The organism is Labilibaculum filiforme (assembly GCF_002843315.1).
Taxonomy (GTDB): domain Bacteria; phylum Bacteroidota; class Bacteroidia; order Bacteroidales; family Marinifilaceae; genus Labilibaculum; species Labilibaculum filiforme.
Genome location: NZ_MVDD01000010.1, coordinates 37,497 through 61,152, shown reverse-complemented (window position 1 = coordinate 61,152; position 23,656 = coordinate 37,497). Strand labels below are relative to the sequence as shown.

Annotated in this window: 19 protein-coding genes and 1 riboswitch; of the genes, 11 read left to right on the top strand and 8 right to left on the bottom strand. The window is 36.3% G+C overall.

What is annotated here, in order from left to right; genetic code table 11:
• Positions 1-2 precede the first annotated feature (2 nt).
• From BZG02_RS13880 to BZG02_RS13850, 7 genes are all read left to right on the top strand, one after another.
• Complete coding sequence (locus BZG02_RS13880) at positions 3-1,148, top strand: DEAD/DEAH box helicase (RefSeq protein ID WP_101262048.1); 1,146 nt, start codon at positions 3-5, stop codon at positions 1,146-1,148.
• A 51-nt stretch (positions 1,149-1,199) separates the two neighbouring features.
• Positions 1,200-3,407, top strand: a complete 2,208-nt coding sequence (locus BZG02_RS13875) for a B12-binding domain-containing radical SAM protein (RefSeq protein ID WP_101262047.1) — start codon at positions 1,200-1,202, stop codon at positions 3,405-3,407.
• A gap of 31 nt (positions 3,408-3,438) precedes the next feature.
• Positions 3,439-3,687: a VF530 family protein gene (locus BZG02_RS13870; RefSeq protein WP_101262046.1), complete on the top strand. Its 249-nt coding sequence runs from the start codon at positions 3,439-3,441 to the stop codon at positions 3,685-3,687.
• Between the two features lie 19 nt (positions 3,688-3,706).
• The gene (locus BZG02_RS13865; protein WP_101262045.1) at positions 3,707-4,339 is read left to right on the top strand and encodes a class I SAM-dependent methyltransferase; all 633 of its coding nucleotides are present in this window, start codon (positions 3,707-3,709) and stop codon (positions 4,337-4,339) included.
• A 473-nt stretch (positions 4,340-4,812) separates the two neighbouring features.
• Positions 4,813-5,277: a hypothetical protein gene (locus tag BZG02_RS13860; protein WP_101262044.1), complete on the top strand. Its 465-nt coding sequence runs from the start codon at positions 4,813-4,815 to the stop codon at positions 5,275-5,277.
• Positions 5,278-5,495: 218 nt separating this feature from the next.
• Positions 5,496-6,545 (top strand): GNAT family N-acetyltransferase, encoded by a 1,050-nt coding sequence (locus tag BZG02_RS13855; protein ID WP_180335729.1) that lies wholly within the window; start codon positions 5,496-5,498, stop codon positions 6,543-6,545.
• Between the two features lie 44 nt (positions 6,546-6,589).
• Positions 6,590-7,312, top strand: coding sequence for a hypothetical protein (locus BZG02_RS13850; protein ID WP_101262042.1), 723 nt, complete (start codon positions 6,590-6,592; stop codon positions 7,310-7,312).
• Between the two features lie 316 nt (positions 7,313-7,628).
• Here BZG02_RS13850 and BZG02_RS13845 read toward each other — a convergent pair whose 3' ends face one another.
• Entirely contained in the window at positions 7,629-8,615 is a 987-nt protein-coding gene (locus BZG02_RS13845; RefSeq protein WP_101262041.1) for a hypothetical protein, read from the bottom strand.
• 307 nt (positions 8,616-8,922) lie between these two features.
• Here BZG02_RS13845 and mazG point away from each other — a divergent pair, with 307 nt between their 5' ends.
• Positions 8,923-9,699 carry a nucleoside triphosphate pyrophosphohydrolase gene (gene mazG, locus BZG02_RS13840; RefSeq protein WP_101262040.1) on the top strand — a complete coding sequence of 259 codons (777 nt, stop codon included), beginning with the start codon at positions 8,923-8,925 and terminating at the stop codon, positions 9,697-9,699.
• Positions 9,700-9,905: 206 nt separating this feature from the next.
• The gene (locus BZG02_RS13835) at positions 9,906-11,195 is read left to right on the top strand and encodes a glycosyltransferase family 4 protein (protein ID WP_101262039.1); all 1,290 of its coding nucleotides are present in this window, start codon (positions 9,906-9,908) and stop codon (positions 11,193-11,195) included.
• Between the two features lie 69 nt (positions 11,196-11,264).
• Here BZG02_RS13835 and cbiD read toward each other — a convergent pair whose 3' ends face one another.
• From cbiD to BZG02_RS13805, 6 genes are all read right to left on the bottom strand, one after another.
• Positions 11,265-13,085: a cobalt-precorrin-5B (C(1))-methyltransferase CbiD gene (gene cbiD, locus BZG02_RS13830; protein WP_101262038.1), complete on the bottom strand. Its 1,821-nt coding sequence runs from the start codon at positions 13,083-13,085 to the stop codon at positions 11,265-11,267.
• A gap of 52 nt (positions 13,086-13,137) precedes the next feature.
• On the bottom strand, positions 13,138-14,967 hold the full coding sequence (cobM, locus tag BZG02_RS13825) for a precorrin-4 C(11)-methyltransferase (protein ID WP_101262037.1): 1,830 nt from the start codon (positions 14,965-14,967) through the stop codon (positions 13,138-13,140).
• Positions 14,968-15,142: 175 nt separating this feature from the next.
• Complete coding sequence (cbiE, locus tag BZG02_RS13820) at positions 15,143-16,348, bottom strand: precorrin-6y C5,15-methyltransferase (decarboxylating) subunit CbiE (protein WP_101262036.1); 1,206 nt, start codon at positions 16,346-16,348, stop codon at positions 15,143-15,145.
• A complete protein-coding gene (gene cobJ / locus BZG02_RS13815) occupies positions 16,341-17,744 on the bottom strand; it encodes a precorrin-3B C(17)-methyltransferase (RefSeq protein WP_101262035.1) in 1,404 nt (467 codons plus the stop codon). The genes cbiE and cobJ overlap by 8 nt, the downstream gene beginning before the upstream one ends.
• A 29-nt stretch (positions 17,745-17,773) precedes the next feature.
• Positions 17,774-18,511, bottom strand: coding sequence for a precorrin-2 C(20)-methyltransferase (gene cobI / locus BZG02_RS13810; RefSeq protein ID WP_101262034.1), 738 nt, complete (start codon positions 18,509-18,511; stop codon positions 17,774-17,776).
• Positions 18,512-18,784: 273 nt separating this feature from the next.
• Positions 18,785-19,006: a hypothetical protein gene (locus BZG02_RS13805; RefSeq protein ID WP_101262033.1), complete on the bottom strand. Its 222-nt coding sequence runs from the start codon at positions 19,004-19,006 to the stop codon at positions 18,785-18,787.
• Between the two features lie 31 nt (positions 19,007-19,037).
• A riboswitch (cobalamin riboswitch) is annotated at positions 19,038-19,238 on the bottom strand.
• 248 nt (positions 19,239-19,486) lie between these two features.
• On the opposite strand from BZG02_RS13805, the gene BZG02_RS13800 reads away from it, so the two are divergent.
• On the top strand, positions 19,487-20,059 hold the full coding sequence (locus tag BZG02_RS13800) for a hypothetical protein (RefSeq protein ID WP_101262032.1): 573 nt from the start codon (positions 19,487-19,489) through the stop codon (positions 20,057-20,059).
• Between the two features lie 49 nt (positions 20,060-20,108).
• Here the strand turns inward: BZG02_RS13800 and BZG02_RS13795 are convergent, their stop codons facing one another.
• On the bottom strand, positions 20,109-21,752 hold the full coding sequence (locus tag BZG02_RS13795) for an AMP-binding protein (protein WP_218972245.1): 1,644 nt from the start codon (positions 21,750-21,752) through the stop codon (positions 20,109-20,111).
• Positions 21,753-22,030: 278 nt separating this feature from the next.
• Here BZG02_RS13795 and BZG02_RS13790 point away from each other — a divergent pair, with 278 nt between their 5' ends.
• Positions 22,031-23,650, top strand: a complete 1,620-nt coding sequence (locus BZG02_RS13790; RefSeq protein WP_101262030.1) for an amidase — start codon at positions 22,031-22,033, stop codon at positions 23,648-23,650.
• Positions 23,651-23,656 lie beyond the last annotated feature (6 nt).

The following is a 23,656-nucleotide window of genomic DNA, read 5'->3' as shown; positions in this document are numbered from 1 at the left end:
ATATGTCGTTTGCATCTTTAGGATTACCTTCATCATTATTAAAAGCTCTAACCGATCAAAATTACAGCGAAGCCTACCCTATTCAAAAAGAAGCAATTCCAGCCATTCTTAAGAAAAAAGATGTATTGGGAATTGCCAAAACAGGATCGGGAAAAACCGCCAGCTACGTGCTACCTATTCTCTGTAACCTTCAGGGAGGAAGTATTTCCAAAAACAGATTCATTAAGGCATTGGTATTGGTGCCTACCCGCGAACTTGCTATGCAGGTTTTAGAAGTATTCCAGCAATTTTCTTCTGCTCTGTCCGATCCAATTAAGTGCTTAGCCGTTCATGGTGGTGTTTCTATTAATCCACAGATGAAGGCAATGAATAATGTAGATGTTTTAGTTGCTACACCCGGTCGATTATTGGAATTGGAAGCTTCGAATGCCGTACACTTATCGGAAATTGAAGCATTGGTGCTTGATGAAGCCGATAAAATGCTGAACCTAGGTTTTAAAGATGAAATGAACCGCATATTTGCCTTGTTGCCTAAAAAACGCCAAAATCTTTTGTTCTCGGCTACTTTAAGCAACGATTTACAATCCATAAATCAGGTTCTTTTAAACAATCCTCAAATTATAAAAATAGAGGAAGAAGAAAATACGCTCGATTTAATCGATCAAATAGCCTATTCGGTATCCGAAGAAAAAAAGGGCCCACTTCTTCGACATATCATTAAGAAAAACAATTTAGAACAAGTGCTTGTATTCGTATCGTCGGCACACAGAGCCGATGCTGTTGCTTACAAATTAAGTAAAAATGGCATACAAGCCACCAGCACGCACAGTAAAAAAAGTCAGGGAGCAAGAACCGAAAATCTGCGCAAATTTAAAACCGGCAAGCTTCGAGTTCTGGTTGCCACCGATTTATTAACCCGAGGTATCGATATTGAATTTTTGCCTTACGTAGTTAATTACGATTTGCCCCGTTCTCCTAAAGATTATATTCACAGAATTGGACGAACTGGTCGTGCAGAATCACCAGGAGAAGCCATTTCGTTTGTGCCTGAAGAGGATGAACACCACTTTAAAGTGATTCAGAAGAAAATGAAAATAAGACTGAACCTTATCCCTGCAAAAGACATCAATTTTAACGACTGCAAATAAATTCTTGTCGCAAAAATCCATCACAACGTCCAATTTTTAAAACACCAACACGTGAAAGACCTTTTTCTGGTAACTCCACCTTTTACCCAATTAAATACCCCTTATCCATCAACAGCCTACCTTAAAGGGTTTTTAAATGAAAAAAACATCAGTTCTTTTCAAATGGATTTAGGAATTGAAGTTATTTTGGAACTTTTCTCCCAACAAGGATTATCGGAGCTTTTCGAAATTGCTTATGCGCAAGACCGGATTATTTCGGAAAATGCACAACGAATTTATGCCCTTCGCGAGCATTATTTATTGACAATAAACGACGTGGTTTCTTTTCTGCAAGGAAAAAATCAGACTTTAGCCAGACAAATTTGCACAGAAAATTTCCTGCCACAAGCCTCTAGATTTCAGCAGGTAGAAGATTTAGAATGGGCTTTTGGATTGATGGGAATGCAGGACAAAGCGAAGCATTTAGCAACCCTTTTCCTAGAAGATTTGTCGGATTTCATTAACGAATGCATCGATGAGCATTTTGGTTTTAGTCGCTATGCCGAACGATTGGGGCGTAGTGCATCTACATTTGATCAACTACAGAAACATTTGCAAGAAAATGCATCTCACATCGATATGCTCAGCGCCAACATTCTGTGCAAACAAATTGAATTGCACCAGCCTAAACTGGTTTGCTTTTCGGTTCCCTTCCCCGGTAATTTATACAGCACTTTTCGTTGTGCACAATTTATTAAAAAAGAGTATCCTGCCATTAAAATTGTAATGGGTGGCGGATTTCCAAATACCGAATTAAGAAGTTTAACCGACCCCAGAGTCTTCGATTTTGTAGACTACATTACTTTGGATGATGGAGAATTGCCTTTAGAACTTTTGGCGAATAAGGTACTACATCCGGGCAAAGAAACAGCTGGTTTAAAACGCACTTATGAACGACTTAACAAGGAAGTAAAGTATAACAATACAACAAACATAGCAGATTACAAGCAACACGAATTAGGCACTCCCGATTACTCCGATCTTTTGCTAGACAAATACATTTCAGTAATTGAAATAGCAAACCCAATGCATAGTTTGTGGAGCGACGGACGATGGAACAAATTAACCATGGCACACGGTTGCTACTGGAATAAATGTGCTTTTTGCGACGGATCGTTAAATTACATTAAAGATTTCGAACCCATTACTGCCAAAATTCTTGCAGATAGAGTAGAGAAAATTGCCGCACAAACTGGAGAAAAAGGTTTTCATTTTGTTGATGAGGCAGCTCCCCCAGCACTTATGAAATCCTTTGCTATCGAAATTATTAGGCGCAAACTAAACATTACCTGGTGGACCAATGTTCGATTCGAAAAAAGCTTCACTAAAGATCTTTGCCTTCTATTAAAAGCTTCGGGTTGTATTGCTGTTTCGGGTGGTTTGGAAGTAGCCTCGGATCGATTATTAAAACTAATAAACAAAGGAGTCACCCTAAAACAAGTAGCTCAAGTGACCAATAATTTCACCGAAACTGGAATTATGGTTCATGCCTATTTAATGTATGGATTTCCTTCGGAAACAGTGCAGGAAACCATCGACAGTCTGGAAGTTGTTCGACAGATATTCGAATTGGGAATTGTACAGTCGGCCTTTTGGCATCAGTTTGCCTTAACGGCTCACAGTCCGGTCGGTTTAAATCCAGAAGCATATGGCATTACTCCCCACTACAATAAAATTTCCTTTGCCAATAACGATATAGAATTTACCGACAAAACAGGAATCAATCACGATTTATTTAGCTATGGCTTAAAAAAATCACTCTATAATTATATGCACGGTCTTGGTTTTGAAATTCCTTTACAGGATTGGTTCGACGAGTTACCCTCCGGATTTAGAATTCCGAGAACCAGCATCCAATCCGATTTTATTCAAAACTGCTTGGAAGCAACCGAATATACCATTCCTAAAGATTCGGCAAAACCAATTTGGTTAGGTGGCACGCCAGAAATTATAAGTCTTACCAAATCGAAAAAAGGTCGAACTTGGGAATTATATAAGATGTATTTTCATGAAAAAACCGAAAGCTTCGAAATCTCGCTCGAAAAAGAAAAAGGCGATTGGTTGTTAGAAGTACTGAAAAAAATATCCGTTATGGAAGAAAACGAGCTAACTTTAGGAGATTTAAAAGCCGATTTTGAACAACAATTCGATGAATTTGAACTGTTTTGGTATTCGAAACCAATAAATCAGTTACGCGAAAATGCTTTATTGGTGCTATAAATAGTAATAGAAAAATTAGAAATTAGTTAATATGGAATCGAACGAAAACAGTACTATCGACAGAGAACAAAAAAATAATCCATTACATGGCGTTAAATTGGCTGAAATTTTGGAGTTTTTGGTGGCTTATTACGGCTGGAAAGAATTGGGTAGTATGATAAAAATTAATTGTTTTACTAGCGATCCTTCCATAAAATCGAGTTTGAAATTTCTAAGAAAAACTCCTTGGGCTCGCGAAAAAGTAGAAGGACTTTATCTGAAATGCGTGAGGAAACACTAAGCTTGTAAACCATATTACTATGCCACAAACATGTCCTCTTTGCAAAAGTAGCACCACACTTTTTTTCGAAGGAAAAAATCGCATTCATTACCAATGCAACACTTGCTTTGGCTTAGTTAGCGATACCAGTTCTCTGCCATCAAGTGAACTAGAAAAAACGCATTATCAGCAACACAATAATGATATTGAGGACAAGGGATACCAACAATTTGTATCTCCCATTACAACTTCTGTTCGCCGAGATTTTACCACAAAACATAAAGGCTTGGATTTTGGCGCTGGAACAGGTCCTGTAATCACTAAAGTACTCGCAGATCATTCTTTTTGCATTGCTCCATACGACCCCTACTTTCACAACTACCCCGAATTACTAAATGAGCAATACGACTATATTACCTGTTGCGAGGTAATAGAACACTTTTTCTATCCACACAAAGAATTTAGCATGCTGAGAAACTTGCTGAAACCCGGTGGAAAGCTGTATTGTATGACACATTTGTACGACAAAAATATCAATTTTGCCAATTGGTACTACAAAAACGATCCTACTCATGTATTCATTTATCAGCAACAAACATTGGAGTGGATTCGCAAAACATTCAAATTTTCGGATCTCCAAATTGAGAATCGACTTATTGTATTTTCGGTATAAAAGGCTTCGGCACATCCTTATATTCTGCATTATATTTATTCTTATTTCAGTGTGGTAAAAGCGCTTTATATTCTTGGTCGAAAATTTAACCCCAAAGAAATTCTAAGCACATCACAAAGAGTTCTAAGAAAATTAAATGCTACAAAATTTCATATGATTATTATTTGATTTTTAGTTGCCATATGGAACTTACCATGTTGGGATAATCATTTCCCTGTGTGTTAAAATTCCTTTGACATGGACGTTTCATATTCCTATGTGATTCTTTGCAGTTTCTGTGGTGAAAAAAGGAAACTAGTTACCACCTAATAAGTACAGCTTGTTTATATTCAGGATATGACGGGCGAGGCAAATTTTGCACCATCAAGCTCAGCTACAAACAGTCAATCCTTTCAAAATTAAAAAATCACCAGTTTTTTATGTCAATATCAAAATAGATTAATTAACTTTTCGTGCTATTTAATCTGAACCCCATGATCTTAAAATACACAACCGGAAAATTACCTCCCAATTTTTTTATGCTGGGTGTTATTTTATTGCTAATAGGCATACTAGCCATAATTATGTCGGAATATACAGGCATTGTAGCTATTCCATTTGCCATTCCATTACTATTTATCCGAACAGGTATTTTAATTGATACTAAAGGGAAGAGAATTAAAAAATACATCGGTTTGTTTGCGTACAAAACCGGAAAATGGGAAAGCATAGCCCAAGTTCACCACCTGCGAATTATTAGAGTACAACAATCTGCCAGCATGGCGGTTTTATCCATATCCCGATACGACACCAATATTGTTTATAAATTGATACTGGTATTGCCTAATGAAAATATCGAACTGCTATCAGGCGAAGGCCGGTTTATTGGCACCGTTGCCGATGAAATTTCAGATAAACTACAGGTTGAACTAAAGGCACCGGTTATAGGAGAAAAGTAATAACTCTTGCCAGAAACAAATAAAAAAGGTTTTAAACCGAAAATATAAAATTCAAGAAACAGAAAGCTTTCTTTCTCTACACCCACGAAATAAGAACTATAGGCATTTCCTGACAAAATGTGTACATCCTTCAGGCAAATGCATAATTCGTTAAATATGGTAGTTCTGAATAAATGCTTATTTTAGTTTTTTATTTAAATAAAAAACCGTTTTCATCTATGAACAAAATTCAAATATCCCCTATTACTATTGAAGATATTCCAGCAATTGCCTCCCTCCAATCCGAACTTCTTTTAAAAAACACAAAAAATGCTGAAAAAGGTTTCTTAGTTTCAGGATACAGCAATAAGGAATATGAAAAGTTTTTAGCTTGCTATGATTTCTTTTTCAAAGCCTGCATAAACGATAAAATAGTTGGATGCCTAATGGCTTTTAACAGCGAAAATATTTTACCCGATGATGAAACCAATCTGATGTTAAAATTCACTGCAAAAAAGGAATTTGTGCTGATTAAGCAGGTGTTTGTAAGTCGCAATTATGCGAAAAGTGGAATTGCAGCTTTATTGTATCAACATTTAGCTACCCTTATAAAAAAAGACAGGGCTATGTTGGCAGTAATTGTTTCGGAACCTTTGAATGTTGCAAGTTGTAAATTTCATAAAAAAATGGGGTTTACCGAATACTTGCACTTTACTCCTAAAGCCGATAAGGATGGAAAAATACGCAAGCGTTCTACTTGGATACATTTACCGAATAAAGATTCTCTGATATCGGATTACGTGAAACTTTCGAATCGAAAAATGGACGATCAAGGCGAAATGCTAATTGCCCGCTCGACTCAAATGACCGATTTATATACCCACGAGGACAACTTAAACTGGACCAAACTAGGAATGCAAATTACCTTGTTGTTTGCCCTAATGGCTGCCTTTGGTTTTTTCTATCAGCGCTCGATAACAAAAAGTGCTTTTCCTGTTCTACTGCCACTTGCAATGTGGGGAGGTATCATTAACTATGTATTTTATCTGAAAATTAAAAGTGGCATTGAATTCATGACCAAACACAAGAATAACATTATTCAACTCGATAAAGAAATACGATTTTATTATCCCGAAGTAAATCCTTTATTTCCGGATGGCAGTAAAATCACTCAAAAGTCGAAAACCGTAAAGATGCTGCCAAATATATCCTTGTTTGGATTGTTAATTTGGGCAGTAGTATCCTTACTACTTTTACTTAAAGCGATAGGCATATTTTCGGCTGTTTAAAACAAGTATCCCCAAATATTTATAAAATAATAAAAACATATAAAATGGATCAAATCTTCTTCATTTTTATTCTGATAGTAGTGGCAACGATTTTCTTCCTTGTCTTTTATTTTAGTAAAAATGCAATCATCAAGCGAAAACTTAAAAAATCGGAACTAAAAAAGATTGCAACTATTAAAGATGGCGAGATAGTGCGAATTGTTGGAAATGTAGAATTTATCGACCCTCCTCTATTCGCTCCTCTTTCGAAACGAAAATGTTCTTACTACCATGTACTCATTGAACAAAAAGTGTCGTCTGGAAAGAATTCTAAATGGAAAACCATTATTGAAGAAGAAGTATCCAACCGTTTTTTAATTAAAGACGATAGCAAATTCGCATTTATTAACGATAGTAAAATTAGATCGTACATCGTTACCGATCAAAGTTATTCGTCGGGCTTTTTTAAGGATGCTACAGATAATCTTGAAACCTATTTGAAAAGTAAAGGTTACAAAAGTGAGGGATTATTAGGGATTAATAAAACGCTTCGCTACAAGGAAGGAATATTGGAGGAAGGAGAACGAATAGCGGTTTTGGGAAAAGCAGAATGGAAGGATGTTGCGGTATTAAATCTGCCAAAAAAATACGAACGGATACTCGAAATAACCTCTAGCGAGGAAGATCCTATTTATCTGAGCGATGATCCAACAACGGCAGAGGCAAATACAGCTAATCCTCATTCATCAGTAAAAGAAAGTAGCCCAAAAAGACGTTATCGAAAATAAATCGGATCGTTACAAAAGTGAAGCTAGTAAGTACTTATTTAGGTCTCCCAAACTTATAAGCTTATAATAACTAGCTACTTAAAGAATTGAACAGATTCTTTTATAATTACAAACATGATTTATCTCACAAATGAAATCAAAAGAAATTGAGCCAAAAATAGTTATTTCAAAATGGAAGAATTCTTAATTTGAAGGCATCAATAGAGCATGAAATCAAAACTCGCACTTGCTTTTTAAGCCTTCACCATATAAAAAAACAGGAGGAATCAAAAACGATCTCCTCCTGCTACAGGTTATAATTTATGATAATATAAATCTACATTTTCACGTATGTAAATTCAATTATTTTTTCATCCCCATTTTCATCAGAATAAGTAAATACCAGCTTAAAGGCACTATCATCTTCCAATAAAATTTTGACCTTCGTTGAATTTTTTAGTAAAATCGTATTCTCATCTTTTACAAAATATTTCACTTGACTTGTTTTTACAAACTGACAATTAGCTTCGGTATCAAAAACAACTGTATCGTCACCTTTAGTAACACTCGCTGAAAATACTGCAGGCATAGGATAACTAACACTTATATTGTAGTTTAACAAATCAGATCGATTAAAAGTTGCTTTATGTTGAATAAACTCGAAAATAGTATCCGATTTAAATTCAATCGTATTCATTTTTAAACATTTATCCGTTTGCCCACTTATTTTCCATTTCCCCAATAATTTAGAAATAACAGCTGTTCCATCATAAGTATTAACTACATCCGAATCATCGTTCTCTTCCTCTATAACATCCGAGCCTATATTATTTTGTTCTTGCAACTCTTCACTATCACTTCTAATAAAAACATCAACCTGTGTTTGTTCTTTGCCACTAACTCTAGCTACAGAGGTGATTTGAAGCCTACTTTCCTTTAGTTGAATATCAGAAGATGAATTAAAAAAAGAAACCTGATTAATTCCATTTACTACATACGTTCCAGTCTCAGTACTTGTTGAAACATTGGAACCTGAATCATTCGAAATCCCTGTTTTATAAACTAATTTGTAGGTATTATCCTCATAAAAATCAGCCTTGGATTGTTTTACTATTTCAAACTCAGAAGAAGCCACATTTTCATTATCAATAGTACTACTTATTAATACCCATTCCCCAACTAAATTTGCTTTTGTTTCTGCAATAGTATCAACAACTTCTTGATCAGCAGAATCAGAATCCTCATCATCGCAACCCACCATTAAAAGAGAAAAAGCAAAAAGAGATAACACTAAAACCCTTGATTTACTAATTAACCAACTCATACAATTTAAAATTTAAATATTAGTTTTTTACTTAACAAAAGCATAACGACAAAAAAATGTAGTCTATTGTAATAGTAACTAAACATTCTATTCAACAACTCGTTAAACATCTAAAAACCAACAGGAAAAATACATAAAATAAATAGTGTCCAATAAACCCACTCTTTAGTAAGCAAAATAACTCAGAAAAATGGAAATAACAGTTCCCATTCTAATTTTAAAACTACTTATCATTGATATTTGAATTAATCCTTAAACTCCAAAATACTTTTGTAAATTTGATTTTCGAATATCAAATGCAGAACAAATGGAAAAAAAACTAAAAGCTTTTGAGCGCTTACTAAATATTATGGATCAGCTTCGTGAAGGCTGTCCTTGGGATAAAAAACAGACCTTTGAAAGTCTGCGTACCCTTACCATCGAAGAAACATACGAATTGGCCGATTCCATTCTAAAGGGAGAAACACAGGAAATTAAGAAAGAATTAGGTGATATTCTTTTACACATTGTTTTTTATGCAAAAATTGGCTCCGAAACAAACGATTTTGACATTGCGGATGTCTGCGATGGAATCAGTGAGAAATTGATATACCGTCACCCACATATTTTTAGTAATACAAAAGTTGCCAATGCCAAAGAGGTGGAAGAAAATTGGGAGCAATTAAAACTAAAAGAAAAAGGAGGCAACAAAACAGTATTGGAAGGAGTTCCTACATCATTACCCGCCATGGTGAAAGCCAACCGAATTCAGGATAAAGTGCATGGCGTTGGCTTCGATTGGGATGAAAAAGAACAGGTTTGGGAAAAAGTGAAAGAAGAAATGATGGAACTGGAAACCGAAATTAAAACAGGCAATCAGGATAAGATGGAAGCCGAATTCGGCGATATGTTCTTTTCCTTAATCAATGCAGCCCGCTTGTATAACGTAAATCCTGAAAATGCATTAGAACGCACCAACCAAAAATTTACGAAACGATTTAATTACCTGGAAAGCAAAACCTTGAAACAAGGTCGCCGTTTGAAAGACATGAATTTAGAAGAAATGGATAAGATTTGGGAAGAAGCAAAGCAGTTTGATAAGTAAAGGGAAAAGGAAGAAATAAGCTTAAAGAAAAAAGAAGACCCAAACAGTTGTCATTCTGAACGAAGTCGTAAAATCCTTTTAAATTAGAAGATGTTTCGACAAGCTCAACATGACGTATAATTATTGAATGCTTCCTTTTTTGAGCAGTCACTTTTTCACTTTAAAATTTTAACTTTAAGCTTTACACACCTTCAAATTTCATTTCCATGAACATTCTTCAAATTATCCCTGGCTCTGGTGGCAGTTTTTATTGTGGAAATTGCCTACGCGACGATAAGTTTCATCTTGCTATGAAAAAGCAAGGACACGAAGTGACTAAAATTCCCATGTATCTCCCTTTGTTTTCTGATGAACATGATTTGAATGAAATTCCAGTTTTTTATGGTGCCATTAGCATTTACCTAAAACAATTGTATCCCATTTTTAGACATGCTCCGGCTTGGATAGATCGTTTATTGAACTCTGCCCCGATGTTGAAATTAGCAGCTAGCATGGCAGGATCGACCAATGCCAAAGGTCTGGAAGAAATGACTGTTTCGATGTTGATGGGAGAAGAAGGAAAACAGAAAGAGGAATTGAACCGTATGGTAAACTGGATGGCTGAATACCTGAAACCTGATGTAATACATTTATCGAATGCTTTACTATTGGGTTTGGCTCCTAAATTAAAACAAGAGTTTCCCAACGCAATATTAGTTTGTTCCCTGCAAGATGAAGATGTTTGGGTAGATGCCATGAAAGACTCCTTTCGCAACAAAATTTGGGCGTTAATGAGTAGCAAAGCAACACATTTAGATGCTTTTGTTGCTGTAAGCGATTTTTATGCAAGAGTTTCCATAGAAAAAATGAGTCTAGCCAAGGAGAAGGTATTCACCAACCATTTGGGAGTTGATCCGGATGAATATACTTTTACAGCACCCAATACCAAAGCACGAAACATTGGCTACATCTCCCGAATGTGTGAGGCAAATGGTTTCGACCTTATGGTAGATGCTTTTATGGAACTTAAAAAAGACCACAATTTTAATGATGTGAAATTGATCTTAACGGGTGGATCAACTGGCGATGATAAAACGATAATTAAACAAGTTCGCCACAAATTAAAAGAAAAAAAGCTTTTGGAACAAGTTGAATTTCATGAAGATTTTGATGGCGCAGGAAGACATGATTTCTTTAAAAAAGTTCGCATGATTTCGGTTCCTGTGCGCAATGGGGAAGCCTTTGGATTGTATTTACTAGAAAGTATGGCTTCGGGAGTGCCAGTTGTACAACCAAATTTAGGTGCGTTTCCCGAAATTGTAGAAAAATCTAAAGGAGGAATTATCTACAAGAACAATACTGCGAAAGAATTAGCAAAAGCCTTAAAAGAGCTTTTAAAAGAGGAAAACAAATTGCAAGAACTTGCTGTTACTGCCCGCAAAGGAGTTGAAAAGGGATTTAATATTTATACACAGACAGATCAATTAATCGAAATTTATCGAAAACTTAAGAATTAATTTCTCCAAATACTATTCTATAAACCATTACCTATTCGAAACACCCCTTTTCTTAACTCTTACTTTAGTCTAAATAATTTCCCCCTCGTTATTCATTAAAAAAAGCTCAAAACCATAGCCTTCCACTACTCGTTCGCAAACCTCAATACATTTCTTTTTAAGTAGTTGAAAAAACGGCTCCGTCGCCTGAAACGAAAATAGCTCTTCTAATTCCCGAGCCATTTTTACCTGTCCAATTTTTTGAACAAGCTCTTCAGGATACTCACAATCTTTAGCCAGCGCCATTAAAAAATCATGATCGAAAACCACATTTTTACTATGTGTATCCAAATTTCCGGCGGCTAATTTCACCGCTTTTCCTGTCATAATTCCCATACTCACTTTCTCAACGCCCGAGTCTATTAACATCGTCAACATTTCGCCAATAAAATTTCCATACTGCAAAAATGCCAACTCGTTTAGTTGCGGAAATTTCTGCTTAAGATAACGCTCGCTTCTACCTCCCGAATTCACCACAATGTGTTTATTATCATTCTCAACAGCCAAAACCACCTGTTTCCCAATACTCTGCATGTAAGCTTCCAATGAATATGGTTTTATCCTCCCGGTGGTTCCAATAATCGAAATACCACCTACAATCCCTAATTTTGGATTAAAGGTTTTTGCACCCAATTTTTTTCCAAGAGGAACAAACACCGAAACATCTACACCACTGTTCCAATCATGCTCTTCCATCACCTGTTTCAATTCAAAAGCGATCATTTTTCGAGGAATTGGATTCACTGCAGGTTCACCGATTGGAATGCCCAATCCATTTAAAGTAACGGTTCCAACTCCTTCCCCTTTCACAAATCGGATGCAATTCTCCGCATTCCATTTTAAGCTTACTCCTATTTCTGTGCCATCGGTAACATCCGGATCATCGCCAGAATTCTTCACCACCGAACAAAGAGCAAAATCCTTTCCCAATTTGTTCTGATACAACTGCATTTCGCATATTCCACCATCGGCTAAAACAATACTTTCTTTTTGATTAGCAGACTCTCCAAGCAACAATTTAATAGCCGCTTTTGCAGCTATGGCAGCACAAGTTCCCGAAGTAAAACCATGTGCCAACTCTTTCCTTTCCAATCCAAAACGATTTTTCAAATATTTCTGCAGAGTTTCCCGATTACTTATAGTATCATCGTAATCAGGAAGTGCTGGCCGGGCAATCACGTACAAGGGAATCTGATATTTTATTGCCAATTCCATTTTCTGATCTAATAAACCCGAATAGCCACTCTCTTTTGTTAGCATTGTCTCCATTCCCTCTCGAAGCAACAAAGCTTCTACCGATTCCATACCTTCGAACGCATCCGTAACAATTAGTTTCTCGACTTCAACCCCTGCATTTTGTGCAATTTCTAATGAAGAAGTAAAATCAAGAATCCGATACCAAATATTCGCATTGGGCATAATTTTGTGAATCACCGGCAAAGATTTTACACCAACCAAGGATAGAATTTTTGAAAACTTTTTAGACTGTAAATCGGCCAATATAGAAGGTAAACTCTGATGGTAACGAATCCATTCGTTCTCCACTCGAGGAACAGCATCGCGCTCCACTCTAATTACCGGCAGACTTACCTGATTGGCTGCATCCGAAATGCTATGATGCAAAACCTCGGCAAAAGGATGTGCCGCATCAATTAATAAATCAATCGCCTTTTCCAAACAAAAAATGCAAATCTCCTGCACACTCATGGCACCACAAATTCGTTTTCCAAACTTCGATTCGTAATTTCCCGAACTCGTTTTTGTCGAATAAAAATGTGATATTTCCAAATCATCCAACCAATTAGACGTTGCTTTCCCCTCTGTCGTTCCCCCGAATAATAGTATTTTCATTGCAATTTATTTTGTCTATTTCCCCTTTAGCAGACGAACAATTATTTTTTACTTAACTATCAATTCCTTTTCTACACCCATGTGTAAACTTCGGATGATACAAAAGTGATCTGTTTTTACGATTCCCGATTGCCTCGCCAACAACAATCATTACGGTTAAGGATAGTTTATTTTCCTTCACAATTTTTGCCAAATCTTTCAATTCACCTCTCCAAATTTTCTCCTCTTTCCAAGTTAGTTTGTGACAAATCGCTACAGGAGTATTCTCTGGATATCCTTCCAATAAATCAGCTTGCAATTTATCTACCAAAGTCACACTTAAAAACAAACACATAGTTGCCTGAAACTTAGCAAACTCAGCCAATTGTTCCTTAGGAGGCATTGGCGTTCTGCCTTCTCCACGAGTCAAAATAATGGATTGAACCTTTTCCGGAATCGTAAATTGAGATTTTAAGCGCGCCGCGGCAGCTTGAAAAGAAGAAATACCTGGAACAATTTCGTAATCCATTTCGTGCTGATCGAAAAAATTCATTTGCTCTTGAATAGCACCATAAATACATGGATCACCTGTATGTAAACGCACAACTAATCCACCTCGATCGTAATGCTCCTTCATCACATCAAACTGCTCTTCCAGAGTTAAATCGGCTGAGTTACGAATTGTACAGCTTGCTTTTCCGTAATCAGTTAATTCTCTGGGCACTAAACTTCCAGCATATAAAATTAAATCGGCTCTTTGCAACAAACTCTTTCCTCGAACCGAAACTAAATCTGGCGCTCCCGGACCCGCTCCAACAATAAAAATCTCCCCTTTACGCTCCTGTTTTGCATCCATCGCCAAAGCCAATGTAAAATGCTTGCCATTGTCATCAACATGTTTGCTTTTGGTTTGAATCAAAGCTTTTGCACCACTTGCTATTAGTGCCGATGCCTCGGATACATTTACAGCTCCCACCTCACGATACGCCGCTTCGGAATAGGAAACCTCCCCTTCCTTCTCATTCAATTCTTCCGAAGAATAAGTAATAAAGGATAGATTAGTTGTTTCACTAAATTGTTTGTATGCTTCTTCGTTAGCTTTTACAGTGATACTATGAATGCTTTTTAGGGCAGAAAAAGACAGGTGATTTGCCTCAAAACAAGCTCTTAATTCCTTTTCGAACGCTTCCACGCCAATTCCTTTTTGTGCACCAGTACCTACAACAATGCATTTTGGTCGAAAAAACAAGCTTGGAATATTTGTTTCGTACAAAGCAGGAGTCACTGCAAGTAGCAAATCAAAATCTTCTTGTCTAATCTGATCAAATTGATAGAAAACCTCTACAAAATCAGGACAAGAATCCAACAAAGCTTGTGTTCCCTCATTTTTTACCTCTAAAAGCAATGCCGTTTTCTTCTGATTTACAAAAGCAGCAATTAAATCATTCTCCCTGGCATTCTGGTATTCATTTATCCAATCATATTTTCTTCCGAAGATATCCAAAGGCCATAAATCCAAGCTATCGCTTGCTGTTGTAATAATCGCAGTCCCATTGGTTATTTTTGCTATCTCTTTAGCATATTCGTTCGCTCCCCCTTTATGTCCTGACAATACCGATTGCACATATTTCCCTTGTAAATCCATATTAATCACTGCCGGATCGCTAGCTTTATCCTGAATAAAAGGAGCAATACTTCTTACGCAAATACCCATTGCTCCAATAAAAATTAATAAATCGCAGGCATGGAAAGAGTGTGTAAGAAAATCTGGTAACGAAGTAATCTTATCGCTCCCCGAATATCCGGCAACGGAAACAATTGTGCTCCCTTCCATTTTTAAAGCAATGCGCTCGGCAGTAGCCATTGCAAAACTGTTATTGATAATAATGAATGTATTGCTCATGTATGTATTTATTTAAACTATAAAGGGTTCACTAAGTTTATCCCAAAGACTGACAAAGTATTTACTCCTTCACTATTTTTAAAATCTTCTAATTATATACTCTTCTCAAAAAACAAATCGGCAAAATACAAGCACATCAAACTAATGAATGCTTTATATTACTTTGTGTAGTAATTTATTGTCCTTTGTGTATAATTCTCTTCTTTGCCTGAAATATCACAATTGCATTGTGTTCATCCTGCTGTATACTCATCTGATCAGTAATTTCTAATTGCAATTCTTTCGCTGCTTGTAAAAAATCCTGCTTTGTTGCTTCGCTAACGGCATTAAAAACAATAATTCCATTTTCCTCTAAAACCGAATACAAACGACTCATCATTTCCTTTAACTTACCTCCATGTCCGCCAATAAAAATTCGATCGGGGTGATCCAAAGTAGCCAAATCAATATCAAAAAAATCATCGTGAATCCCTTCAATTCCTGGAACACAGAACTTTCGTTGATTCAATTTTAAAAGCGCTTTCGATTCTTCTCTTCTTTCGAAAGCTGTCACTTGTAAATGTGGAGCAAACTGCTTAGCTTCAATAGAAACCGAACCAGTACAATAGCCAACATCCCACAAATGTTTCGCACTATTCAAGTCTAAAAATGATATAGAATTTAAACGGATGCTTCGTTTGGTAATCATCTTAGGCCTGCCTTCCAAAATATGAAAATCACTTTCGTGGATTCCTAAAGTTCGTTTAATCTCTTTCTCTTGAATCAAAATCAGACAATTGGGATGATCAAATTCCTTATCCACAACTTTCTGCAAACAAATTTCAGTACAATATTGCTCTTCACCACCTAGTTTCGAACCAACCAGCATCTTGTAATTGTCGAAGCCGGCATCTAACATTCTAGCCGCAATAGCAGCGGGTGTTTTTTTCTTATCGGTTAATACTCCAATACACTTTTTACCACCTATTAATTCCTGATCCAGATTCACCCAATCTCTTCCTGTTAAGGTACATACAGTCATTTCCCCATAAGCCAGCTGAAACTCATGAGCCAATAATTGTAGACTATTGAAATAGGAATAAACCTTCATTTTTGCTTCCGGAAAACGTCGTTTAATCGTATTTCCAATCCCAAAAAACAAAGGATCACCTGACGCAATCACCACAATCGGTTCTTCAATCGGCTCATAAGCCTGAAAAGTACCCTCTAATGGAACAACAACATCAATCCATTCCGCATTTCCAGGCAAATAACTAGCAACCAAATCTCTATGGCGCTTTCCTCCTGAAAAATAGCGATGCGTCTTCATCACTTCAATCACTTCTTCGGAAAGACTCACCTCCATTTGATCGGGAATGCCTATAATGTAAAAATTAAACATCTCTACCAGGTTTTAAATCATAAGCATCTTCCAAAGCTAAAATAGCATTCACAATAGTCGCAGCCAATGTGGAACCACCTTTTCTTCCTTCGATAATAACCGCAGGCAATTCGCGAAAGCTTTTCACTCTGTGTTTCGATTCTTTTACATTTACAAACCCAACCGGAGCTGCAATAATTCCAGCTGGTTGAATATTTTTACTTCTCATTAAATCGGTCAACTCGATTAATGCCGTAGGTGCATTTCCAAACACATACAGTGCATCAGGATGCTCCTCAACAGCCAAACGAACTCCTGCTTGAGTGCGCGTTATACCATGTTTTTCCGATAATTCCATGGTACGAGGATCGTGCAAATAACATTTAACCTCTACACCCATTCTTTCGCAGGCTTTCTTACGAATTCCTGATTGAGCCATAGTAACATCAGTTATAATTACTCCTCCTTTTTGAAGGTATTCGTTCAATTTTATAGCTGCATCATTCTGAACCTTCAAGATCTTAGCCAATTCAAAATCTGCCGAAGTATGAATACAGTGCAATAGTATCCATTTAGTTTCCAGAGGCAAATCCAAGCCTTTTAATTCGGAAGCGATGGTTCGAAAACTTTCCTGCATAATTAATGGCCCAGGTCTACCCTCCTTCTCCTCCTTCGAGTAATATCCACGTGGTGTAATAAATCGATCCCCCGAAATATAAGACTGGGAATTTCCAATAATTACTATAGAGAACATATCTACCATTTCCGGATCGAAATCGCGCAAGTTTGTCAAGCTAATTTGTTCCTCGGCACGAGCTACCTGACGAACAATCGCAACCGGTGTAGTTTCCTCTCGCTCCTCTAAAAACAGTTCCCGCAAGCGATACAATTGCCAGTATCTTTTTTTACTTTTCGGATTATAAATAGCGGTTACAAAATCGCCCATAGCCGCTGCTTTTATCCTTTTCTCGATTAAGGCATAACTAGTTAATAAATCCGATAAGGAAAGAATTACCAAATCGTGACTTAAAGGAGCTCCCAATTTTGCTGCGGCTGCTTGAAAAGCTGAAATACCTGGAACCACCTTTAATTCTACTTCTGATTGTGTTTTTTCAGCCATTTCGTAAACCAAAGATGCCATTCCGTAAATTCCCGCATCACCAGAACTGATTACTACCACATTATTGCCTTGTTCAGCCAGCTCAAAAGCCTTTGCAGCACGTTGTACCTCCTGGCGCATTCCTGTATCCATACATTCTGTTCCTTCTTTCAGAAAGGTTTCAATGAACTGGAAATAGTATTTGTATCCGATTACAACATCTGCATCTCTAATCGCATCGATAGCAGGATTCAAGAACATCTCTGGATTTCCTGGTCCAAGACCTGCAACGGTAATTTTTCCTAATTTATTTGGCATGATAATATCTTCTGATTGTAATGTAATTTCTATTTTTCTTCCGGCCGTAAAGGTCGATTGTTTCCATAAAATATGATAATTGCGAAGTAGGGAATTCTTCGAGCTTCCAAGCTTTTAATATCCGCGCAACTAAACTGCTTTTCGGTTCCCAGATATTCTCCATAAAAGAACTTCATATCGTGTTTTTTAATAAAGTCTTTAATCCAGTTGCGCACTTTCGATATCTTCATTAAAACCACAGTTTCGTTCTTACTTAACAAAGTTTGTAATTCCTCCTCGCTTTCTATATCTGGTACAATCAACAGTTTATCCTTTAGGGTACAAAGTGGTAATTTGCCAACCGAACCACCTAAAACAAAAGCCGGCACTCCCGGAATCATCTCAAAATCTATATTATTAGAGTTTAAACCATCTAACAAATAAGAAAACGTACTAAAAAAAGAAATATCGCCTTCGCTAACAATTGCTACTTGTTTTCCTGCGAATGCATCTGCCTGTACTTTTAAAAACAATTCGGCATAAGCTTTTTCTGCATAAGAACGATCCTTACTCATCGGCACAGTAATAGGTACAAACCTACTCTCCTCCAAATTCAGCTCCTTTAAAATCACTAAAGAAAAACTATCCGAACTTCCTTTTGCTGTTTCTGTTGCTGGATAATAAATTTTATCCACCTTTTTCAAACAATTCAAAGCTTTTAGAGTTATCAATTCGGGATCTCCTGGTCCCAACGCTACGCCAAATACTTTTCCACTCCTATTTTGCATTCTCCACTTATATTAATGATGATGATATCTTACGAAAAAAACTACTTCCTATTTTCCAAATAATTACATCAATAACTACCTGCATTTTTATGGCTCAAACAACCCTACTAAATGCTATTTATGAACTAATTAACTCAAATTTAAACATACTAACTTTTCCTGTTTCACAAGTCACACTATTGCGATTTAAAAAATTTAAATAACAATTTACCTTACTTAAAACCACAGCAATTCTAGCCTGTTGTAAACAACAAACCACACTATTAAATTGTATTAATTGGGAATACCGTTTAACTCCAAAAAATATAAATATTGCAAATAGCACATTGTGGCTTTTGCTTCTTTAATTAATTTGAAATTCAACCAGATTATTTTATCGAGAAACCAGATGATCAGAACGTCATCTTTAACTGATTTAAAATTGAAAAATTGATTCCGTACTAACGAACCAAGCATAATATGCCTTTTAGGCATATATTTAGTAATTCTCTTCATAATCTTACTTTTAGTCCCGAAAGTGTCGATTAAACAAAATTGCTTTTAGGCAGGTTTTCTGACTTTCTCCCTCTTGTTGCGCCTTCCCATATCTTCCATAAGATACAGTGACATATTGCAACAGAGTTTGGTATAGAGATTACAGCTGCGGGTACAGTTCCGGACTAAAACCGGATTCCCTCTTTAATATTCTATCAAGTGATAGGATATTGCCAAATCGCGAAACAAATGTATCAATATTAATTTAAGATACGAACAAACTTCCTTATCCAGATTATTTCCACAAAATTACACCAAGCCTTAAACATTGACTATCTGGCGGTTAAAACGATAGTTCTCTGGCAAATCTGTCCAAAAACATATCTTATTGTTTTCTACTATAAACGAATAAAATGATTTATAAAATTGCAAAATTATTCCTCTTTTTCTTTTACGGTAACATAATAGTTTATAAATTTAAGTAAACCAAAACCTAAAATCATGAGTAAAGTAAGACTTGAAATTGATGGAATACGCATCTATCGTCCCAAAAAAAGTTGGAAATTGTACTTTGTTATAATTGCCGATCACCCAAGCGAAGCTGACAAAATGATGGTTACTACAATTCCTCAGGAGCCGTTTAAATTAAGCAAACGCCACAATAATGAGTATTTTTTCGACACCGATCAGACTGGTTCAGAAGGCTTATATATCCTAAGTAGGGAAATTCCAGCCGATCGAGAAGTGAATGTTCATATCTACCTAAGACACACAAGAAACAATCAGCGCGACTTAGGAGAAATACTAACACAAATTGAAAGTGGTATTGCTGGTGATGCTTTTGGAATTGTTACCGACCTAGTTGGTGTTGCTACTGTTCCTTGGCTAGTTATTTCAAAAAAAGCAGTGTCGCTGGTTGGGAAAATAATTAAAGACATTCCCGATAGAGATTTTGGATTTTTAAGTGCTTTTGAACGTTTTGGCCCCGAATTTGAGTCCCAAACTGAAATTGATAGAGAGAAAGACTTCACTGGGGATGCCTCTCTTATCTATAGTTGGTCTCTGGATCACTAGGAAAGTAAAGGGTATAAAAAAAGGCTGAATTATCAGCCTTTTTTATTATTTAGTGGTATAAAAATCGTTTAATTTTATGCGTTGCAGTTTTTTGAAAAGGATCGATTTGAGCTACAACCATTTGAACCTGCGAAAATTTATTTACTCGTGAATTCACATAAATTTGTAATTCCTTCTTTAAATCATCAACAGTATCCTCTACATAGTTTCCCACCTCTTTTTTCAGATGGTGATATTGATGTTCTAACTCCTCATAATTAAAGTGGACCATTGCCACCAATTTTCCTTTCTGCTCAATAACAACAGATTCAACTACATGCTTAAAGTTATTAATTACAGATTCTATTTCTTCAGGATAAATATTTTCACCCCCTGCTCCTAGAATCATATTTTTCAATCGACCTTCAATAAACAAGTAATTGTCCTTATCTAATTTTGCGAGATCACCAGTTTTAAACCAACCATCCTCGGTCAAAACTTCTTTGGTTTTTTCTGGTTCTTTATAGTAACCCATCATTACACTATCTCCTTTTGCCCAAACTTCGCCAATTTGAGTCTGAGGATCTGGATTATGTATTTTTATATCGATACCAACTAAAGCAGGTCCTGTAGACTGATATTTAGTAAGCGCTGGACCAATTCCTGCAATTAAAGGTGCAGTTTCTGTTAAACCATAACCAATTGCATATGGAAACTTAGCTTCTCGTAAAAACAGTTCCACCTGAGAATTTAATTTAGCACCACCGATACCAAAAAAGGTTAATGCTCCACCAAAAGTTTCCATTAATTTTTTCCCAGCAATTGCATTCAGCTTTTTACGGAAAAAAGGAATTTTATACAAATATTTGGTAATTGCCTTGCCATTAATCGATGGCAAAACTTTACCGCGATAAATTTTCTCTATAATCAATGGTACCGAAAACATAATTGTTGGACGCACCTCTTTAAATGCAGCCATAAGTAATGAAGGCACGGGAGCTTTACCTAAATAGTAAATACAAGCTCCAGCAATCATAGGAATTACATAACCTAAGGTATTTTCATAGGTGTGCGACAAAGGTAAAATGGAAAGAAAACGATCGGTTTCATCGATAGGATGAATTGTTTTTGAACGAATCGCATTAGAGCAAATATTTTTATGAGACAACATTACTCCTTTAGAGTTTCCTGTTGTGCCAGATGTATAAATAATTGCAGCCATATCATCCTCCTGCACCTTATAATCCTGTTCTGGTTTCGCAGTAGGATCAAACTTAGGCGAAGATTCATTCGCATGAATCAAATTAAAATCTTCAATTGCTAGAATCGATTCTAAACTTTCAATATTGAGTTTTTCAATTTTAGAACGCAAGCCTTTTGAAAGAAAAACAGCTTTTGCTTCAGAGTGTCTTACAATATTTTCAACTTCAAACTCACTAAAATCGGGTAACATTGGAACTACAACTGCCCCCATAAAAGTGGTTGCATAGTACACCATTCCCCAATTGGGCATGTTTGTACTCAACAGAGCAACTTTATCACCAGGTTTAATTCCTATTTTTTCAAATAGTGCAAGTAATGCTTGAATATTTGTATAAACCTCGTTATAAGTAAAGGGAGTTTGCCCCACAAGGGCCATTGCGTTACAGTTGCCGAATTTCTCTACAGTTTCCGAAAAAAGTGTAGGAAAAGTTAAACTTTTGTACTGTTTCATTATGGTTTTATTTGTCCGTTGCAGTTCAATTATTAAGGTTGAATTAACACAAACTACAGGTGCAAGTTAAAAAAAAAACAACATCAGCATTGTCTTTTCAACGAATTGCTTGACATCCTATCTGTACGTTAAATCCTCTATAAAGTTCTCAAACCTCTACAAAATAACACTTTCAGATCATAAATATAAGGAGAAAATCATAAAATAATTCGACCATTTTAATCCTGAAATAATTCTTTTTTTAATACTTTTAGGGCACTAAACCTAACCCCGAACCCATGAAACGTCGTCATTTTATCTCCTTATCGGCTCTCGGAGCCAGCTCTATTGTCGGATTCAGTTTACCTGCTTGCCAAAATCAAACAATATCGGAAACAAAGAAGTTAAATCAGGAAGATTTCAATACTTTCGCTTTTAATGAAAAAAGTATCACTGAATTACAAGAAATGATGAAAAGCGATCAACTAAATTCGGAAGAATTGGTAATTGCTTATTTAGAACGAGTTGAGAAAATTGATAAAAACGGACCAACTACTAATTCAATCATAGAAATTAATTCGGATGCCTTAGCTATTGCAAGAACTTTAGACAAAGAACGAAAGGCAGGAAAACTGAGAGGCCCAATACACGGCATTCCAATTCTTTTAAAGGATAATATCGACACTGCTGATAAAATGATGACTACTGCAGGATCCTTAGCTATGGAGGGAAATTTCGCAGCAAAAGATGCCTTTATTGTTGAACAATTACGAAAATCAGGAGCAATAATTCTAGGCAAAACTAATTTAAGCGAGTGGGCAAATTTCAGAAGCACACGTTCGTCAAGCGGATGGAGTGGTCGTGGCGGACAAACACACAACCCATATGTTATCGATCGCTCGCCATGTGGTTCCAGCTCTGGATCGGCTGTTGCAGTAGCTGCAAATATGTGCGTTGTTGCTCTGGGAACAGAAACGGATGGCTCTATTGTTTGTCCTTCGGGACACAATGGCGTTGTTGGAATTAAACCGAGTTTGGGACTGGTAAGTAGATCCGGGATTATTCCAATTGCACATTCTCAGGATACTGCTGGTCCTATTGCCAGAAGTGTACAAGATGCAGCCATACTTCTAACAGTAATATGTGGTAAGGATACGAATGATTCTATTAGTCTACATGAAAAAAACAGTGGCATCAATTATGCCGAGAATCTCTCTAAAGAAGCATTAAAAGGAGCAAGAATTGGGGTTGTTCGAGAACTATTTGGATTTCATGCCGAAGTAGACAAAATAATGGAACAAGCCATTGAAGATCTTAAACATACAGGAGCAATACTTGTTGATGTAGAATTGGAAAACATTCACCAATATGCTAATGAGGAATTTGAAGTACTACTCTATGAATTCAAACATGATTTAAATAACTATTTGAATAATTGCAAATTCCCAATTGTAAAAAGCCTCGAAGATATTATTCACTTTAATGAGCAATACAAACATCTTGAAATGCCTTGGTTTGAGCAGGAAATTATGGAAATGGCGAACCTAAAAGGCGATTTAACCGAAACAAAATACCTAGAAGCATTAGCTAAATGCAAGGAACTTTCAGGGAAAAAAGGAATTAATGCTAGTATAGAAAAATACAGGATAGATGCTCTAATTGCACCAACAAATGGTCCTGCCTGGAATATTGATTTAGTGAATGGTGATCATTATGGCGGAGGAAGTAGCGCACCTGCAGCGGTTTCAGGATATCCTAATATTACAGTTCCTGCAGGTTTTATACATAGTCTGCCAATAGGAATCTCTTTCTTTGCTGAAGCTTTTTCGGAACAAAAGTTAATTCAATATGCATATGCCTACGAGCAAGCTACAAAACATCGAAAATCACCAGAATTTTACTCAAGCATCATGCAATAAAATATT

Coding starts and splice junctions, on each gene's coding strand:
- BZG02_RS13880 (WP_101262048.1), top strand. CDS start 3: ATGTCGTTTGCATCTTTAGGATTACCTTCATCATTATTAAAAGCTCTA.
- BZG02_RS13870 (WP_101262046.1), top strand. CDS start 3,439: ATGGAATCGAACGAAAACAGTACTATCGACAGAGAACAAAAAAATAAT.
- BZG02_RS13865 (WP_101262045.1), top strand. CDS start 3,707: ATGCCACAAACATGTCCTCTTTGCAAAAGTAGCACCACACTTTTTTTC.
- BZG02_RS13860 (WP_101262044.1), top strand. CDS start 4,813: ATGATCTTAAAATACACAACCGGAAAATTACCTCCCAATTTTTTTATG.
- BZG02_RS13855 (WP_180335729.1), top strand. CDS start 5,496: ATGAACAAAATTCAAATATCCCCTATTACTATTGAAGATATTCCAGCA.
- BZG02_RS13850 (WP_101262042.1), top strand. CDS start 6,590: ATGGATCAAATCTTCTTCATTTTTATTCTGATAGTAGTGGCAACGATT.
- BZG02_RS13845 (WP_101262041.1), bottom strand. CDS start 8,615: ATGAGTTGGTTAATTAGTAAATCAAGGGTTTTAGTGTTATCTCTTTTT.
- mazG (WP_101262040.1), top strand. CDS start 8,923: ATGGAAAAAAAACTAAAAGCTTTTGAGCGCTTACTAAATATTATGGAT.
- BZG02_RS13835 (WP_101262039.1), top strand. CDS start 9,906: ATGAACATTCTTCAAATTATCCCTGGCTCTGGTGGCAGTTTTTATTGT.
- cbiD (WP_101262038.1), bottom strand. CDS start 13,085: ATGAAAATACTATTATTCGGGGGAACGACAGAGGGGAAAGCAACGTCT.
- cobM (WP_101262037.1), bottom strand. CDS start 14,967: ATGAGCAATACATTCATTATTATCAATAACAGTTTTGCAATGGCTACT.
- cbiE (WP_101262036.1), bottom strand. CDS start 16,348: ATGTTTAATTTTTACATTATAGGCATTCCCGATCAAATGGAGGTGAGT.
- cobJ (WP_101262035.1), bottom strand. CDS start 17,744: ATGCCAAATAAATTAGGAAAAATTACCGTTGCAGGTCTTGGACCAGGA.
- cobI (WP_101262034.1), bottom strand. CDS start 18,511: ATGCAAAATAGGAGTGGAAAAGTATTTGGCGTAGCGTTGGGACCAGGA.
- BZG02_RS13805 (WP_101262033.1), bottom strand. CDS start 19,006: ATGAAGAGAATTACTAAATATATGCCTAAAAGGCATATTATGCTTGGT.
- BZG02_RS13800 (WP_101262032.1), top strand. CDS start 19,487: ATGAGTAAAGTAAGACTTGAAATTGATGGAATACGCATCTATCGTCCC.
- BZG02_RS13795 (WP_218972245.1), bottom strand. CDS start 21,752: ATGAAACAGTACAAAAGTTTAACTTTTCCTACACTTTTTTCGGAAACT.
- BZG02_RS13790 (WP_101262030.1), top strand. CDS start 22,031: ATGAAACGTCGTCATTTTATCTCCTTATCGGCTCTCGGAGCCAGCTCT.